General features: G+C 67.6%; 17 protein-coding genes. 10 read left to right on the forward strand and 7 right to left on the reverse strand.

What is annotated here, in order from left to right; all coding sequences use genetic code 11:
- Positions 1–47: 47 nt before the first annotated feature.
- Positions 48–983, reverse strand: a complete 936-nt coding sequence (locus BMW78_RS18625) for an NAD(P)/FAD-dependent oxidoreductase (protein WP_091762801.1) — start codon at positions 981–983, stop codon at positions 48–50.
- Positions 984–1315: 332 nt separating this feature from the next.
- On the opposite strand from BMW78_RS18625, the gene BMW78_RS18630 reads away from it, so the two are divergent.
- The 4 genes from BMW78_RS18630 (at position 1316) to BMW78_RS18645 (ending at position 4994) form a co-directional block, all read left to right on the forward strand.
- Positions 1316–1909: a helix-turn-helix domain-containing protein gene (locus BMW78_RS18630; protein WP_091762842.1), complete on the forward strand. Its 594-nt coding sequence runs from the start codon at positions 1316–1318 to the stop codon at positions 1907–1909.
- Between the two features lie 585 nt (positions 1910–2494).
- Entirely contained in the window at positions 2495–3865 is a 1371-nt protein-coding gene (locus BMW78_RS18635; RefSeq protein WP_091762803.1) for an alpha/beta hydrolase, read from the forward strand.
- Positions 3866–4068: 203 nt separating this feature from the next.
- A complete protein-coding gene (locus BMW78_RS18640; RefSeq protein ID WP_091762805.1) occupies positions 4069–4542 on the forward strand; it encodes a hypothetical protein in 474 nt (157 codons plus the stop codon).
- Between the two features lie 71 nt (positions 4543–4613).
- A complete protein-coding gene (locus BMW78_RS18645) occupies positions 4614–4994 on the forward strand; it encodes a hypothetical protein (protein WP_091762807.1) in 381 nt (126 codons plus the stop codon).
- Positions 4995–5709: 715 nt separating this feature from the next.
- Here BMW78_RS18645 and BMW78_RS18650 read toward each other — a convergent pair.
- Entirely contained in the window at positions 5710–6354 is a 645-nt protein-coding gene (locus BMW78_RS18650) for a response regulator (protein ID WP_342707748.1), read from the reverse strand.
- Complete coding sequence (locus BMW78_RS18655) at positions 6351–7439, reverse strand: sensor histidine kinase (protein ID WP_177180470.1); 1089 nt, start codon at positions 7437–7439, stop codon at positions 6351–6353. Before BMW78_RS18655 ends, BMW78_RS18650 begins: the two co-directional genes overlap by 4 nt.
- Positions 7440–7835: 396 nt before the next feature.
- On the opposite strand from BMW78_RS18655, the gene BMW78_RS18660 reads away from it, so the two are divergent.
- The 3 genes from BMW78_RS18660 to BMW78_RS18670 all read left to right on the forward strand — a co-directional run bounded on the left by BMW78_RS18660 (position 7836) and on the right by BMW78_RS18670 (position 9415).
- Positions 7836–8219 carry a hypothetical protein gene (locus BMW78_RS18660; RefSeq protein WP_218144426.1) on the forward strand — a complete coding sequence of 128 codons (384 nt, stop codon included), beginning with the start codon at positions 7836–7838 and terminating at the stop codon, positions 8217–8219.
- Positions 8220–8226: 7 nt separating this feature from the next.
- Complete coding sequence (locus BMW78_RS18665) at positions 8227–8451, forward strand: hypothetical protein (RefSeq protein WP_091762813.1); 225 nt, start codon at positions 8227–8229, stop codon at positions 8449–8451.
- Between the two features lie 97 nt (positions 8452–8548).
- Complete coding sequence (locus BMW78_RS18670) at positions 8549–9415, forward strand: adenylate/guanylate cyclase domain-containing protein (RefSeq protein WP_091762815.1); 867 nt, start codon at positions 8549–8551, stop codon at positions 9413–9415.
- Positions 9416–9768: 353 nt separating this feature from the next.
- Here the strand turns inward: BMW78_RS18670 and BMW78_RS21340 are convergent, their stop codons facing one another.
- Positions 9769–11265 (reverse strand): alpha/beta hydrolase, encoded by a 1497-nt coding sequence (locus BMW78_RS21340; protein WP_218144427.1) that lies wholly within the window; start codon positions 11263–11265, stop codon positions 9769–9771.
- A gap of 202 nt (positions 11266–11467) precedes the next feature.
- Positions 11468–12259 carry a DUF4241 domain-containing protein gene (locus tag BMW78_RS18680; RefSeq protein ID WP_091762818.1) on the reverse strand — a complete coding sequence of 264 codons (792 nt, stop codon included), beginning with the start codon at positions 12257–12259 and terminating at the stop codon, positions 11468–11470.
- Between the two features lie 458 nt (positions 12260–12717).
- Between BMW78_RS18680 and BMW78_RS18685 the strand changes: the two genes are divergently transcribed.
- Complete coding sequence (locus tag BMW78_RS18685) at positions 12718–13104, forward strand: hypothetical protein (RefSeq protein WP_091762846.1); 387 nt, start codon at positions 12718–12720, stop codon at positions 13102–13104.
- 58 nt (positions 13105–13162) lie between these two features.
- Here the strand turns inward: BMW78_RS18685 and BMW78_RS21085 are convergent, their stop codons facing one another.
- Entirely contained in the window at positions 13163–13741 is a 579-nt protein-coding gene (locus BMW78_RS21085; protein ID WP_218144428.1) for a hypothetical protein, read from the reverse strand.
- 136 nt (positions 13742–13877) lie between these two features.
- On the opposite strand from BMW78_RS21085, the gene BMW78_RS18690 reads away from it, so the two are divergent.
- A complete protein-coding gene (locus BMW78_RS18690) occupies positions 13878–14351 on the forward strand; it encodes a GNAT family N-acetyltransferase (RefSeq protein WP_091762820.1) in 474 nt (157 codons plus the stop codon).
- Between the two features lie 48 nt (positions 14352–14399).
- Here the strand turns inward: BMW78_RS18690 and BMW78_RS18695 are convergent, their stop codons facing one another.
- A complete protein-coding gene (locus BMW78_RS18695; protein ID WP_143056340.1) occupies positions 14400–14846 on the reverse strand; it encodes a hypothetical protein in 447 nt (148 codons plus the stop codon).
- A gap of 556 nt (positions 14847–15402) precedes the next feature.
- Between BMW78_RS18695 and BMW78_RS20935 the strand changes: the two genes are divergently transcribed.
- Positions 15403–15558 (forward strand): hypothetical protein, encoded by a 156-nt coding sequence (locus BMW78_RS20935; RefSeq protein WP_177180472.1) that lies wholly within the window; start codon positions 15403–15405, stop codon positions 15556–15558.
- The last annotated feature ends 437 nt before the right edge of the window (positions 15559–15995 follow it).

Here is a 15995-nt window from a genome sequence, read left to right on the forward strand (position 1 = left end):
GGGTGGTGTTGGTGAGGGCGATACGTGCCTTGACGGCGCGGGTCCGATCAGGGAACGAAGCCGTGATTGAACAGGTCCACTGCCGCGCTGATGTCGGCGTCGACGAGGTCGTTGTTGATGGCGATGGCGGCGGCGGACCCTTCGCCTGCCGCGGTGATGACCTGGGCGCGCGGGTTGGTGACGTTGCCGGCGACCCACAGACCGGGGACCGTGGTGGCGCCGTTGGTGCCGGTGGTGACCCAGCCTTGGTCGTCGAGCTCGCATCCGACGCCGGCGAGGAGGTCGGAGTGCGGGGTGAACCGCGGAGGGACGAACACCGCGTGGCGAGGGATGACGCGTCCGTCGCTCATCGCGACCCCGTGCAGGGCATCGTCCTGGATGACGAGGTGGTCGATGTCGCCTTCGACGATGCCGATGGCGCGCGCGACGAGCTGGGACCGGTCCAGCTCGGAGAGGGCGCCGTCGGGGACGAACAGGACGAGGTCGTGGGTCCACTGCCGGACGATGTGGGCGTAGCGGACGGTGTCGGGTCCGTGCCACAGGACCCCGAGCGGCTCGTCTCGGACTTCCCATCCGTGGCAGTACGGGCAGTGCAGGGCGTCCTTGGCCCAGCGGTCAACCAGGCCGGGGATGTCGGGTAGCTCGTCGTGCAGCCCGGTGGTGACCAGTACTCGTCGGGTCTTGAGGCGCTGACCGTCGGCGAGCAGCGCCTGAAAGCCTGAACCGTCGCATCGAACCAGCTCGCGCACGGTGCCGTTCACGATGACGGCGCCGTACCCGGCGACCTCCTCGCGGCCGGTCTCAAGGAGGTCAGTCGGCGGCATTCCGTCCCGCGACAGGAACCCCTGCATGTGTGCCGCGGGCGCGTTGCGTGGGTTACCGGAGTCGACGATGACGACGTTGCGGCGGGCCCGGCTGAGCACCAGGGCTGCGGACAGACCGGCGGCTCCGCCACCGACCACGAGGACGTCGTAGTTGTTCATGCGGACACCTTGGGGCCGTTGCGCCTGACTGCACCAGCTTCGTTGCTGTTCCCGGGAACGGTGACCGCTTTGCCCGCGTATCCCGCCATGAGGGTGTATCCGAGCCAAGCCACGGCCAGACCAGGCCGCCGCTCCGTCGGGGTGTGTTGGCCGCGTAGTTGCCTCATGCGCGAGACGGTACGAACGCGCTTGATGAGAAGCATCACCACATGTGATGAATGCGTCTGACGAACTCGAGCGGGGCCACGGCCAAGTGTTCCCAGCAATGGGCAGCCGGCCCAGAAACGGCAACGTCCGTTGCCAGCGCTACGGCGGGTGAGGACCATGTGGGCATGGAGGATTCCTCGGCGGCCATCGCGAAGGCGCTTGAGCAGGTCGGCCCACGGCTGAAGCAGCTGCGGGCGCACCGTGGCGTGACGTTGACCGCGCTGGCCGAGTCAACCGGTATCTCCAAGAGCACCCTGTCCCGGTTGGAGACCGGTCAGCGCAAGGCCAGCTTAGAGCTGCTGCTTCCGCTGGCTCAGGCGTATCGGGTCCCGCTGGACGACCTCGTCGGTGCCCCTGAGGTGGGTGACCCGCGCGTGCGGCTCAAGGCCAGCAAACGCAACGGGCGCACGGTCCTCCCGCTGACCCGCCAACCCAGTGGGGTGCAGGCGTGGAAGATCGTGGTGCCTGTCAGCAACAGCACCCCTCAGCTCAGGACTCACGAGGGGTACGAGTGGCTGTACGTGCTTTCCGGTCACATGCGGTTGATCCTCGGCGACCACGACCTCGTACTGACGGCGGGCGAGGTGGCCGAGTTCAACACCAATGTCCCGCACTGGTTCGGCAGCGACGGCATCCAGCCCGCGGAGGTGCTGAGCCTGTTCGGGCCACAAGGTGAGCGCGTCCATGCACGCGCCCGGTCGGCCGGCAAGGAGCACTGACCGAGGACTTCAACACGGCTGTCGCAGGCGAGGAGGCCGTGTGTCGACCGGTCTCGGTTTGCTCTTCCCAGTACCGGCCCCTTGGAACCCCCTGTGGTGCCGAAGCGGCCGGCCTGGCTCGTGGGGCTCAGTCTTGCGGGCGATGAAGGCGTCCATCCCGGGGACTGAGAAGCGCAGGAAGCCGCGCTCGGGAACGTGGACCAGGCCCTTGCGGAGCACCTCGTCGCGGGCGACGGAGATGCCACGGGCGTTTCTTCTTCCCGAGGGCGTGTGCCAGGTCGGAGACCGCTGCGGCCTCGGAGCCGCCGATCTGGGCGAGGGCGCAGCAGCTGCCGCTGCACCGGGGTGGCTCGCTCCCATCGGGCCCACCAGTCAAACAGCGGGCTAGTCATGGGCCGTGCACCTCAACGGCTCACGATGATGGCGACCCTGTCACGGGCCCCCGGTTCTGAGCCCGGGTGCGGCCTTCACCGTCTGGCTTCCCCTAGCGACCGCCGTAGCCCGCCTGGGCCATTCCGGTGCCCGGAGCGATGCGCGCATGCTCGATGAGGTGAGGGGTCGCTGAACGACGCAAGGGGACCCGTCATGGCGCAGCGCAGCACGCTCCATACCGCCACCGTTGACCAGGCTGCTGCTGGGCGGGAGCCGCCGCGCGGACGCATCGGCAGGGTGGTGGCGGCGTCGCTAGCCGCTGGGTTGGTGGCCGCGGTGATCCTGTCCTTCTTGCCGGTTGCCACGGTGGACGTGGACTTCTCCACGGCGATGGTGCTGTTCGGCTTCGCCCTCGGGTGGGCGCTCTTGGCCGTGCTGTCCACCCGGCTGACCGAACAACCACAACGCTGGGCCGTGGTGCCAGCGATCTTCATGGCGGTGGCCGGCGCGCTCGTGCTCCTGGCCCCGGACTCCCTGGTCGACGCGCTCGGCTGGGTCTGGCCACCGGCCCTGCTGGTCCTGGTGGTGTGGGCGTGGACCCGTGCCCGGCGCGACCTGCACAGCCGCACCAGGCGGTGGCTGCTGAACCCGGTCCTGGCGGTCCTAGGGGTCCTGGCCCTGGCGGGGGCCTACGAGACGATCGGTGGGGCCACCGCTCCCGCGGTCGCCATGCGCGGTCAGCTCGTCGACGTTGGGCCGTACCGGCTCCACCTGGATTGCACGGGCTCGCGAGGTCCGACGGTGGTTCTGGAACCTGGTGCCGGCGGGTCCGCGGCCTCGATGGGTCTGATCGCGCCCGCGGTGGCCCGCGACACCCGCGTCTGCGTGTACGACCGGGCCGGTCGGGGCTGGAGCGACGCGCCCGCGAGCCCGCCCGATGGTGCCCAGAACGTGACCGACCTGCACGCCCTGCTTCACAACGCCCACGTCCCCGGGCCGTACGTGCTGGCCGGGCACTCCTTCGGCGGGTACTACGTGATGACCTACGCCGCGCGCTACCCCAGTGAGGTCGCCGGTCTGGTCCTGATCGACGCCTCCAAGACGAGCGGTGGCCCCGTGTCCCCGCCCAAGGCTGGTTCCTACAGCCTCCTGCAGCACGCCACCTCCCTGGTGGCAACCACCTCCCACCTGGGGTTGGGCCGGCTCATCGCAGCCACCAGTTCCCCGCAACTGCCGGCGAGCTACCGCAACGACATGCGTGCCACCGCCGCCACCGGCACGGAAATGGCCGGGGTGCTCGGTGAGTACGGCGTCGCCAATCGCTCCGCCGCCGAGGCCACGCAGCTTCGCTCTCTGCACGGGAAGCCGCTGGTCGTGCTGACCGCCAGCCAGGGAAACGTCCCCGGGTGGATGGTGTGGCAGAACCAGTTGGCGACGCTGTCGACCAACAGCATCCACCGAGTCGAGCCGGGGGCGGCGCACGCCTCCTTCGTGGAGGAACCCGAGCACGCCGCAGCCGTCACCCGGGCGATCCACGACGTCGTCGTCGCCGTCCGCACCGGCGCGCCACTGACCAAGCCCTGACGGCAAAGGCGACCTCCGGCACAAGTCACACCGGTGCGCCGCGCACCACCGTAAAGGCAGGGCCTTTGGCCCTTCATGCCGTCTGGCACACGGCCGATGTTGACCTCAACAAGACCCGACGACGGGTCGCTCGCCGCATCACTGCTTCTCCGAACGGCCCGCTTCCCCCTCGGGGCCCGGGCCCGAACGCGAAGGAGCACACCATGCGAGCACCACACACAGCCACCACCCTCGGCAGCGCCGCCCCGGCGCGCGACGGACCAGCCCAGCAGGTAGCCCGGTTCGGGCGGCACGTGGCCGAGATGTGCGCCGTCATGTGCGTCACCCTCATCTTGACCGGACTTGCCGTCACCGCGGCGGCCGCTGCCTTGGGGACCTCCAACCCCATCACCGGCGCACCGGCCGCGACCGCAGCGGTCGCCACGCTCGCCCTGGCTGCCTCCATGACGGCCTGGATGCGGTACCGCGCCATGGACTGGCGCCCCACCCTCGAGATGGCCGGGTCGACCATCGCCGCCGGCGCGGTCATGTTGACCGGCTACGCGGCCGGAGTCGTTCCCGCGGACGCGCTCGTCGGCGGCACCTGCGGTCTGGCGTGCGTCGCCATGGTCGCCGTCATGCTGTTCCGCTTCCGGCTCTACGCCTCCCACGCACACCACGCGCCCAGCGGGCACTGATCCTGCCCAATCACGACACACACCCACGCCGGTGACTGCAGCCGACGTGGAACGGAAGGGGGAGTCCCACCATGCGCACCATCACCGCCATCGCGGTCTTCTTGTTCGGCACCACGTTCCTGTGGCTCACGCCCGCCACGGCCGGCAAGAGCGGTCAAGACCTCAGCGGAGCGCGCTGGGTAACCGTCCAGGTCCTGGTTTGGGCGACCATCCTCGGGTTCACCGCAGCCGCCTGGGGCATCTACCGGTCCCTGTCCTGGTGGACGCCAGTGCTGGCCGCGGCCGCCTTGGCCGGCATCGCCGCGGCCGGGCTGTACGCCTTCGCCGTGCGGGAGGTGCCCGACGTGGCGAACGTAGCCAGCAACGTCCTGCTCCACGCGGGCATCAGCTTGGCGTTGCTTGTCGCGGTGGCCCTGCCGACCGTGCGGCAGACGTTCATCGAACGCCTCTGACTTCGACCGGGCCGCGGTTCCCGGTCCCGTGGCGCCCGGTCCAGCAAGCCGCGGGGGGCAGCCGCTGCGATGGCGCCCCCGCGCGCCGCAGGACACATCTTTTGCGGACCTTGCGTGAAGAGGTGCTGGGCCGGGGAGGCTACTTCTAGCGCTGGTGCCTCCAATTTCGCGGGGCGATGTCCGCCGCGTACCCAAGGTGAGGGCGTCTACGCCCGAGAGTCAGGCTCGGGTGTAAACGCCTTCCCCAGCATACGGTGTGGGTTTGTATCTCGGCTGCGGCAGAGGGTTGGCCACAACGCCCTTCGCGCGTCCAAGGGGGGCGCGAAGGGCGTTGGATGAGCGTGGGCCCATTCCACACGGCCCAACGCCCGACCGGCAATCGCCCAAATGGCTTGCCGTCGGTCCGAAAGAAGGGCAAGGACCGCCGAGAGAGCCCACAGCAGGAATTGGCCTCCGGACCACGGGGCCCCACCTCAGCGGAGGGTGTAGACCACCACACGCCACGGTCGCCTCAGCCGGAGGCGTACGCGGCGAGGATGCCCCACGAGGCGGCGTTCTTGCTCCGACCCCGACGGCGGCGCTTGGTGCTGGTGAACGCCAGATCGTCGAACGCGACGACCTCCGGCTAGGACGTCGGTCTCGCGACCCTGCTGCGCTCAGAGGTGAAGCAGCACGTCCACCTGGCCCGGCAGCGCCTCGGACTGGGCGGCCCGGGTCAGGTGGACGCGTCATGCACCAGGATGGCGATTTGAACCCGGTTGTTGAGTTCCAGCTTCACCAGCAGCCGGGAGACGTGGGCCTTGACCGTTGCCTCGCTCATGAACAACTGGGTGGCCACTTCCGCGTTCGAGGCTCCCGACGCGATGGCGGTAGCAACTTCGAGTTCACGGTCGCTCAGCGCCGCGAGTCGAACCGCCGCGGCATCGCGGCGGGAGACGGCACCGCTGTCACCGAAGTGCGCGAGCAGAGTACGCGTCGCCGATGGGGAGATGATGGCTTCACCGGCCGCTACCAGACGGACTGCGTTGATGATGTCCAGCGGGGGAGTGTCCTTGACGAGAAAGCCGCTCGCTCCCGCGCGAAGGGCACCGATGACGTGCTCGTCGGCTTGGAAGGTCGTCAGGACGATGACTTGGGGGGCCGGGTGCAGCCGACGCAGTGCCGTGGTCGCGGCAATGCCGTCCATCTGCGCCATCCGAATGTCCATGAGCACAACATCGGGGCGACGCTCCCGGACGGCGGCCACGGCGGCGGCTCCGTCATCAGCTTCCCCGACGACCTCCACGTCGTCGGCCGAGGACAAGATGATGCGCAGACCGGCACGAACGAGGGCGTCGTCGTCAATCAGCAGGACTCTCACCACCGCAGGTCCGCCTCCACGACGAAGTCGCCCGACGCGTCCGGACCGTGCACAAGGGTTCCGCCGGCGAGCTGGACTCGCTCCTGAAGCCCGAGAAGACCAGCCCCCGCCCCGGGCAGGTCGGACCGCGACGCGACAGTGCTCGAGTCCGCGTTACGCACACTCACGTGCAGGCCCTGCCCCGGCGCACCGGTCACCCGTACACGTGTCCGGGCACCGGATGCATGCTTGCCGACGTTCGTCAGTGCTTCCTGGACGATGCGGTAGGCGTCGCGTCCGAGGGCACTGGGAACCTTGTCGACGGCAGTGACCTGCATGTCGTAGTCGATGGCGGCACCCGTTTGACGCGTTTCTGCGACCAGCCGGTCGACATCGCCCAACGTGGGTTGGCGGACGGCGGGGATGGGTGCACGGTCCTCTTCGCGAAGGAGCCCGATGACGCCGCGCAGCTCCTCCAGCGCTTGGCGGGCGGTTGAGCGCATCAGGGTTGCTGTTGCCTTGACATCGTCCGGCGACAGGTCCGGTCGCACCTCCAGGCCCCCGGCGTGCAGCGCCAGAAGGGAGATGCGGTGAGCGAGCACATCGTGCATCTCACGAGCGATTCGCGTGCGCTCAGCCATCCGTGCCTGCTCCTCGTGGAGCCGCTGGTCCGCTTCCGCCCGCAGCGCCCGCTCGCGGAGAGACGCCAGCAGCATCCGTCGTGCCCGCAGGAACATGCCGGAGGCGGTGGCCGCGATGGCCAGCGGTGTGGTCACCGCTAGCACGGACAGCGCGCTCGTTGTTCCGCTGTATAGCGCAAAGAGGAGGACGGACGGCACCCAGAGCACCGTTGCCGCAATCGCCGGTCGGGCGGGGCGGTGCACCGCGAGGGAGAAGAGCGCGATGAGGGCGGCGGCTGTCGCGAAGATGGAGAACGTCCCGAACGCCAGGCATGCCAGGGCGACACCGAACGGCCACCGTCGACGCCACCACAACGCTGCACAGGCCAGCACGCCGCCCGTCACGTCGATGAGGACTTGGGCTGAGGTCAGTACGCGGGTTGCCTCGTGCAGCTGCGGGCTCAGGAACAAGAACCCGCTGACCACCCCGAGGAGACACACCGCGCAGTCAACGGCCCGGTCACGTCCGCGCCTGCCAGGTGATGGCTGCAGCGACGGCAAGGCAGCGGCCCGCGAGGGCGAATGACCCCACTCCCTCCACCACCAGCTCCGGCCCTCGGACATGGCCTCAGCGTAGGTGCGGACCGAGGGCGCCGGGAGCCGCCAATGGTCGATTGACCGGCCGACGAAAGTCGACGATGCAGAGGGTTCCCGTACCCGGACGGCGTTGGGGGCGTCGACTCCCGGGCGATGCGGGCGTCCCTCTTCGCGTCGCAACCTGAGAGGGCTCCACTCGCACTCTCATTCTCGGAGGTCCACATGTCCGCCCACACTCTCAGCCAGCCCACAACCGGTCCCACCCAAGCCACACAGTCGCTGTCCGTGCGACGCCTGAACGTCATGCGAGGCGGCTACCTGCTCATGGCGGTCGGCTTGGTACTCGTCAAGTGGCCACTGCTGCCCAGCGCCCACACGCTGCCCCTCTACGAGGGCGTTACCGTGTGCCTGCTGACTGCCATGTCGCTGCTCGCGTTCCTCGGATTGCGCTACCCCGGCAAGTTCGTGCCGGTGCTCGTGTTTGAAACCGCATGGAAGGTCCTATGGCTCGGCCTCGTCGCGCTGCCCCAGGCCCTCGACGGGACCATGGACGCTGCCACCAGTGAAATCGTCGTGAACTGTTCCTTCGTCATTCCCATCATCGCGGTGACGCCGTGGCGGTACTTCTGGCGCACCTACGTGCGGGCCACCGGCGAGCGGTGGCGCTGAGCGGGTCATGAGCCAGTCCACGGCCTGCGTGGGTCGGGCCCAACCGAACGCCGTGGCGCACCCAACCCTGTACCAGCTCAGGCTCGCCGGGCGCGTCGTCGCCGACCGTGTTGCCACGGTCGGCGAGGCCGTGACAACCAGCTTCGACGACGACATCACCACGATGACATTGGCAGTGGCACAGCCAAGCGAGCTGGTGGGCAGCCCGAAGTGCAGTTGTTGGCCGGTGTAGCAGCCGGAATGCAGATCGGCATCGTCTTCTGCGCGCGCCATTGCGGTCCTATGCTCCGAGAGACTAGGTGGGGCGGTTACCCGGGAGGGGTGGCGCAATGCTCAAAGGTGAACCTCGGATCAAGAACTTCGACACGCCTGATGAAGTCCTGACTTTCGAGGGCGCAATGGCGGAGACCGTGGTGGTTGGCGATCTTGTGGTCGGACGTATGGTGATGGAACCTGGCTCGCGGTGGTCGGAGCGGGTGCGCGACATTGCGGGCACCGACAGTTGCGAGTTCCACCACGTCGGGGTGGGCGTTTCCGGTAGTGCGCGTTTCATCATGAACGACGGCACAACGATCGATGTCCGTGCAGGAGATGTCTTCGACATACCGGCCGGCCACGACACTCTGGTCACCAGCGATGTGGCCGCGGTTTCCATCGTGTGGGGCGGTTGGCAGGGCTGGGGCAAGCCATCGGTCGGTGATCGCGTCCTGATGAACCTGGTCATGACCGACATCGAAGGCTCGACGCTTCACCTCACGCAGATCGGTGACGCTGCTTGGAATCGGCTCCTCGAACGGCACAACGCCCTGGTCCGCGAGGTGCTGGACAGGTATCGGGGCCAGGAGGTGGACACCACAGGGGACGGGTTCCTGTTGTCCTTCGATGGTGCGGCTCGAGCAGTGCGAGCCGCCACGGACATCCGGAACGCCGTCGCAGAGCTTGACCTCAAGGTCCGCGCCGGTGTGCACACGGGCGAAGTGGAAGTCGTTCCCGGGGGGATACGAGGCGCGGCGGTGCACGAGACAGCGCGGATCATGGCTCTCGCGAAGGGCGATGAGGTGCTGCTCTCTGACCTCACCATGCAGCTGTCGATGGATGCGGGCCTGGCCTACGAGGATCGTGGTCTTCATGAGCTCAAGGGCATCCGAGCACCCCGACATGTCTACTCCGTTGTCGGAGATGGACGGACCAGTTGAGCGACCGCGCGCCGTCCCGCGTCCTGTCGGGAGGGCTATGACGCGGGATGTGCCCGTTTGAGTAGCCCCTGTGCCGCAGCAGGCCGGCAGAAGCCACACCGGCTCTTCGGACAAGTCACTTCCCGGACCCGCCAAGACCAAGCCTAAGCGCATCCTTCCAGCCGCTTCTTGACACCGAATGGAGCCACGAGCGGACGCTTCCATCCCCATCACCCGGTGAAGAAGATTCAGCGAAGGAGCCCTTCGTGCCGCGCGTCAAAGGTGGCGCCGCATGCACATGCACCACGGAACGAAGCCCATCACCGTCACGCCCCTCGAGCGCTCGGACCGGCCCTATGGGTCCGGCGCTCGAGCTACTTCGCGAGCTGAGCCTCGCCCCGCACGGCTGACACCACGTCCATGATGGCCTTGGAGCTCTGGGCCGCATCCGACGACTTGGCGACCAAATCCTCATGGGCCGCACCGGCGACCGTGCGGTGAGCACTGTTGGTCGACAGGGCCGCCAGACGGTCCTGCTTGGCGGACCAGTCTGGGGCGCTTCCCTCGCCTGCAGTCACGACGACCAGCGGCTTGGCGCCGAAGTCTGTCAGCTCCGCCGCCTGCTGCATCGCCTTGTTCGACTGGACGTACTCGTCGATCGTGCTCTTGACGGTGTCCGGGTGCGCGATGCTGGCGCGGATCTCGTCGCGGGACCTCGGCGGCAGCGTGCCTGCCTCCACGTGCGAGTACAGCCGGGTCAGCCCAACCTCCCCGATCGTCGCGGCAACCGCGGACAGATGACTCAGCGGGTCGTATGAACCCGGCGTCGTCGGCTTCGTGGGCTTGGTCGCTGGCTTGGGGTTGGTGGAGTCCAGCAGCACCATCCCAGCCACCTCGTCGGGGTACTTGGCGGCGAAGGCCAATGTGTACAGGCCGCCGAAAGAGTGTCCGGCCACCACGTACGGACCGGTGACGTGCGCGCGGGCCAGCAACATGTGCAGGTCGGCAACGAGCGCGGCACCGTCCTGGGGCGCGTCAGCCGGGTCGCTCCACCCCCGGCCGGCCCGGTCGTACACGCAGACCCGGGTCTGCTCGGCAACGGCCGGCGCAATCCAGCCCATGTTCGAGGAGAACTCCCCAGCCCCCGGTTGCAAGAGCACCGTCGGAGTCCCGGAACCAGTACAGCGCAGGTGCAGGCTCCGCCCGCCGACGTCGTCCAACTGGCCAGGCATCGGGTGCGCCTTCGCATCCGTTCGCGCCCCCAGAACCTGGTAGGCACCGCCGACCGAGGCCAGTGCCAGTACGAACAGCAGCGGGTAGACGAGGAGCGGCCGAGTTCGACTGTGCAAGTGGCGGCGGGCCTGCACCCACGACCAGACCGCCAACGCAAGCAAAACCGGTGGCCACACCCAGGCCAGCGCGCCCATCACTGACGAGCCGAAGCTCAGCAGAAGAACACCACCCACCCCCATGAACGCCGTCAACGCCCAAGCCCACCGCTGCGGCTGGTCGGTCAACCGCACAGAAAGCGCAGCCAACATGGCCCACCCCACCGCGTATCCGCACAGCAGCGCCCCAGTGACGCGGGGCACGTCGGCGGCGACGAACGGGGCGAGAGCCAGCAGCAGAGCCACCAGCCAGCCGGCAGCGAACGAGCCCAGCACGATCCATGCGATGCGGCCGCGACCCCCCGGGCCGTCACCGGCGGATTGCCGGTCCTTGCGGTGAGGAGTTGGTTGCGATGCCGTCGAGGTAGCGGTCACGATGGACTCGATTCCATGCACTGCTGGCGTCGCGCGAGTGCAGCCATCCGCACTTAGGGCACGTGCCGCCACCTCAAGGTAGGCGTCCCCTTCGGCCTGCTGAACCACCTGATGGGACTACTTCGCGTGCCCCGCCGCGCCCCCTTGTTCGAGCGCGCAGGCAAACCCCGCACGTGAACTTCGCGCATGGCAGAGCCTTCGGTCGTGCTCCAACTGACTTCATCAGCCCGCAAGCCGTGGAAGGACGCAACGCCCGGATCGCGGCATGTCCGGACGAGCCGTCCATGGGAGAGGGAAACGGGCTACCTCTTCAGCGGCTGAACAGGCGCCGGAACAGCGACTCTGGTCTCGTGGCCGGTGTCGGTACTGCGGAGCCCTCTGGCAGCAACGGTGCAGCGTGCGGATCCCCGGTCAGTAGGAAGTCCGTCACTGCCACCGTCACGTTGCCCGAGTCATCAAGTCCAAGCCAGGTGGGGTATTGACCGTCGCCCCATCCCGACGAGCAAACAACTATCGGAGTTGCTCCCTCTTCTGGTGCCACCAGGACCGCACTTCGTGTGCCGACGCCATCGCTGAACAGTGCCTTGGACACGGGGTCTTCGAGCATTCCGCCGTCTGCGCCCAGGACTCGTCCAGCCACCTTCATTGCCTCTGGGCTGCCGAAGGAACCAGTTCCTGCGTCGACCGCATAACCGAAGAAACCTTCAGGGCCGAGGGTCATAACGTCTTGGCCAGGGAGAGTCGCTATGGCCCATTCTCGGATCGGGTTCGAACCCACCTTCAAGATCAGTGCCACGATGCGCTCATGGCCTTCTGCGATGAGCGCTCGTGCCGTAATGACCTCTGCGACGTCCCTGCCGAGTTGTTGGACGAAGGGCTGCGGCTCAGCCTCCATGACGTAGGGGTCGGCGGCGACAAGCTGGCCGCCGGGCAGTGACAACGTCCCGACCGACTCACGGCCAAGGACGTATCGAACGTCCTCCTGCTGGTCGTGGTCGCGCAGTTGACCCTCCAGGAGTGCCGAGTAGATCCAGCCCGCTCGCTGCTTCCACCAGGGAGCGGCGGACTCTGTTCGGACGTGTTGGGGCGGCAGCTCGGTCACGGCCGCAACCTAGCGGACCTTCGTGCCAAGGCGTCCGCTCATCGGCACGAGCGGATCGCGGCACGTTCGGATCTTCCGATCGTGGTCGCCGTAGGCTCCACCGCATGCCTGATGACCACGGTGCTCCAGTCGGCAGAGGGGCGCTCCGGGCCACTTACATCGGTGGCACCTTGGCGATTGGACTGTTGACGGGCGCGGTCTCCGACGCGCTCAGTGCCGCGGGTTGGGACGACACCATGCCTCGGCCCTTGGCTGCCTTCATCATCGGCGTTGTGTTCGGCACCGCCAGCACGGTTGTGAGCGGTCGCCTTGGGAGACGACGCGGTCGGCGCTAGACGCGACAGCAGTGCAGCGCGAGCCGACCTCACGCCCATTGCCGGAGCCAAGCTGATCGCGGCATCAGCGGACGTCCAGGGGCGGCGATAGACACATCCTGCCGTGCAGTGATCATTAGCCTCATGGAGGACCAGCAGGCGCCGCAGTCGGCCGAGGGTGAGGCGAAGGTCATCACGCTTTGCGGCTCGACCAAGTTTGAGGCTGAGTTCGCCGAGGTCAACCAGCGGCTCACGATGGAAGGTTGCGTCGTGATCAGCCTCGGGATGTTCAGCCTCCCCGATCTGCCGGACTACGACCGGACAGCCGACAGCTCGGACCTGAAGGGGCGTCTCGGCCGCCTGCATTTCCAAAAGATTCGCATGGCTGACGAGGTGTACATCGTGGATCCGGGCGGCTACGTGGGTGAGTCAACCCGACGGGAGATTGCCTACGCGGAGTCGCTCGGCAAGCCGGTTCGGTATCTGAGTCGCGAGCGCTTGGCTCGAGCGGGAGACGGCCCCCAAGAGTGAGTCCGACCGGGCGGTCCGCACATCGACAGGACCGCGCGGATCGCGGCATGAGCGGACGTCATATGCCGCGTTTGCCCCCGTCGTTCTTCGGCCGCAACGGTGGGTTGTGCTCGACCCATCCGCGCTCTCGAAACTCGCGACGCTGCCTCTCCTGTTCGCGATGGGGATCTGGCCGTGACTTCAGGCCATGCGCACGCAGATATTCATTGCGGGTGTCCAAGATCAGGTCGCGCATCAAGTAACGACGGCCATCACCCCCGGGAAACCACTCGACATTGTTCTGCTCTCCGATCGAGCTCACCTCGGTGAAACGGCCGTCGCCCCACCAGATGTCGAGGCCGCCGTAGCCGCCTTGAACTGCTGAAACCTCTTCGATCGGAATGACCCGACTGAGCAGCACTCCACGCACGTGCATGGCATCTTCATGGAGACGTAGCCGCGGCCGCAGAGGATAAATGGCCAGCAGCGCTGCAAACGGGACTACCCACCAGATCGGTTCGTAGGGCTCGCCTGCGTATGGCCAGAGGGATCCCAGCAACATCGTGACGGCGACCGCCGGGAAGACGATGCGCTGCCACCACGGAGCTCGCCATGTCGCAACGATTGGCGAAGCAGGAGGCGTCACTCTGAGGGGCACCGGCTTCCTTTCGGTCGGATCTCCCGAGCATCTCACCAAGACACTTTCCCGACGCCCCATCCGACCGCACATCGGCACGACCGGACGGCGGCAAAGTGGGATGACGCGCTTCGCGCTGGCCCGGCATCCTGAACCAATGACGACCGCTGCGCCGTCGCCCCGCGACGCCCGACCCGAGGACATCGAGCAGTTACTGCCACTGTGGGCGTCGCTGTTCGACCAGGAACCCCCGCTGCTCGACACGTGGGTCGATCACGCGAGGGCATGGTTCGGTAGGACGGTAGGCGCCCGGGAGACGGCGAGGTTCCCGGTCGTCGACATCGACGGGCGCATCGTGGCCTGTGCGATCGGCACCCTGGAGACTGGTGTCCCCAACCCGCAGAGCCCCCGCGGCAGGGCCGCACGTCTGTCGAACGTCGTAACGCTGCCGGAGCACCGCGGCCGAGGCTTCGGGGCGGCCCTGGTTGACGTCGTCATCGAGTGGGCCCGCAGCATCGACGCTGATCGCGTGGACCTCAGCGCAACCCCGCAGGGGCAGCGCATTTACGAACGCGCCGGTTTCCGGCTGACGTCAGCCCCGCGGATGAAGCTCCCCCTGGAGAACAGCTGACGGGCGCTCGTTGGCGGAGGTTGACTGACACGCGCCGCATGCGGCAGATCAGTGCGTTTCCGGGCGGTGCGCGAGGAGCTCGACACCAAGTCCTGCGAGGCCGAGTGCTATGAGTAGCGCCGACGGCAGCAGGAGTGGAGAGCGCCAAGGCTCAAAGGCGCCGTAGCCTTGGACTGCCACGGCCAGCGCAGCGGCCAGGGCAGCTCCGACGACGAGTTCGAAGATGCTGAGGGTCAGCGACAGCCAGCCAACCCCACCATCTTGTGCACGACGGAGAACGACGATCGCGGTGCAGGTGAAGCCCATGGCGACCAGCGCGAGCAACAGCCCCAATCCGAGGAGTACTCCCTCCAACTCGGCGTTGGGCGCTCGACCGGCCACGATCATTACGCCGGCGAGAACGAGTGCCGCCACACCAACCAGCAGATGGCCAAGGTTGATCAGGCTACGTGCGCCCCGGGGTCGCCAGTCGGTTCCCATGAACCATGGAAGCATTCAGCGACGGAGACGAGCATGACCACCGGTAGTCAGCATTATGAGCGCGGAGTGCTCCCCGTCGACCACCATCGGCTTTCCATGCTGAGGCTCTCTGCCAGCGGCGGCGGATCCGACCCGCGCCCACCGGCGCATCGAAGGTGCCTTGGGTGCGACGAAGCGTGACCAGTACTCACCTCTGGCCCTGATGGGCTCTGTTGACCCCGGTTGAACGCGTCGCACACTGAGGTGAATGGAGGTGGTCGCCATGACAGTGTGGCTGCTTATCCTGCTCGTCGTCGTCGTTGGCGGCGCCTTGGTGTGGCGATCCGAACGCCGCAGCCGAAGGATCCATGGCCCTGGCGGGTCTCGCGGCATGGCGGAGCGCGGGGAACGTACTCGCAGCTACGACGAGGGCCGGGGGGCCTCCGGTGGTGGTGGGCTCTAGCGGCGCTGCAGCTGGACTCCACGGTCGGCAGCCCGGTGGCCACGACGCTCAGGCCGTCCGGGTCCTCCTGCGCCGCGGGCCCCTGCGCACCGCCGGCCCCGGGACGGCGAGGCAACGGCGGAGGCCACCATGACAGCGCCGTCGAAGCCGGTGCTGTGCCGGATCAACCTCCGGCACGCGTGGGAGTGGGCCCACACCCCGGATGGGGACCGCTTCATCCGCTGCCGCAGGTGCCACAAGGAGAAGGGTGATCGCCCGGGCTGGCGCGACCTGACGGGCGGCTGAGACGTACCGCTCCGCGATTGTGGCCTCTGCGGACGCCACCTTTGACGGACTGCCGCAGATGTGAGCGCTACTCGACCGGTTCCCATCGCAGGTGGACCTACTCGTGGCCCGCCGTCAGTTCGCGCTCGGAGAAGCGTTCAACGGCAAACAAGTCCGTTTCGATCGCCTGGCTGAAGTCCGCCGCGGACGACCTCGTCCGGCCGCTGCAGGACCGGCCGGACGATGAGTTCCACGAAGCGCGTGAGTCAATCCAAGAACAAGCTCCGACGAAAGGCTCGCTGTGTCGAAGATCGTCTTGTACACCCTCATCTCGCTCGACGGAGCAACACAGGACCCTCACAGGTACTTTCCGGAGACCAGCGAGGGGCCCGGGCCCCCCGTGTTCGATGAGGAGCTGGTGCGCCTCGAGACGGACATGATCAGCCGTCAGGACGCAG

Origin of the sequence: Pedococcus cremeus, from assembly GCF_900111375.1 — a bacterium.
Lineage (GTDB): Bacteria > Actinomycetota > Actinomycetes > Actinomycetales > Dermatophilaceae > Pedococcus_A > Pedococcus_A cremeus.

What these genes read in the sequence shown, in the direction of transcription:
- BMW78_RS18690 (WP_091762820.1), top strand. Translation starts at nt 13,878, where the DNA reads ATGACGACCGCTGCGCCGTCGCCCCGCGACGCCCGACCCGAGGACATC.
- BMW78_RS18695 (WP_143056340.1), bottom strand. Translation starts at nt 14,846, where the DNA reads ATGCTTCCATGGTTCATGGGAACCGACTGGCGACCCCGGGGCGCACGT.
- BMW78_RS18635 (WP_091762803.1), top strand. Translation starts at nt 2,495, where the DNA reads ATGGCGCAGCGCAGCACGCTCCATACCGCCACCGTTGACCAGGCTGCT.
- BMW78_RS18645 (WP_091762807.1), top strand. Translation starts at nt 4,614, where the DNA reads ATGCGCACCATCACCGCCATCGCGGTCTTCTTGTTCGGCACCACGTTC.
- BMW78_RS18630 (WP_091762842.1), top strand. Translation starts at nt 1,316, where the DNA reads ATGGAGGATTCCTCGGCGGCCATCGCGAAGGCGCTTGAGCAGGTCGGC.
- BMW78_RS18670 (WP_091762815.1), top strand. Translation starts at nt 8,549, where the DNA reads ATGCTCAAAGGTGAACCTCGGATCAAGAACTTCGACACGCCTGATGAA.
- BMW78_RS20935 (WP_177180472.1), top strand. Translation starts at nt 15,403, where the DNA reads ATGACAGCGCCGTCGAAGCCGGTGCTGTGCCGGATCAACCTCCGGCAC.
- BMW78_RS18665 (WP_091762813.1), top strand. Translation starts at nt 8,227, where the DNA reads ATGAGCCAGTCCACGGCCTGCGTGGGTCGGGCCCAACCGAACGCCGTG.
- BMW78_RS18625 (WP_091762801.1), bottom strand. Translation starts at nt 983, where the DNA reads ATGAACAACTACGACGTCCTCGTGGTCGGTGGCGGAGCCGCCGGTCTG.
- BMW78_RS18685 (WP_091762846.1), top strand. Translation starts at nt 12,718, where the DNA reads ATGGAGGACCAGCAGGCGCCGCAGTCGGCCGAGGGTGAGGCGAAGGTC.
- BMW78_RS18640 (WP_091762805.1), top strand. Translation starts at nt 4,069, where the DNA reads ATGCGAGCACCACACACAGCCACCACCCTCGGCAGCGCCGCCCCGGCG.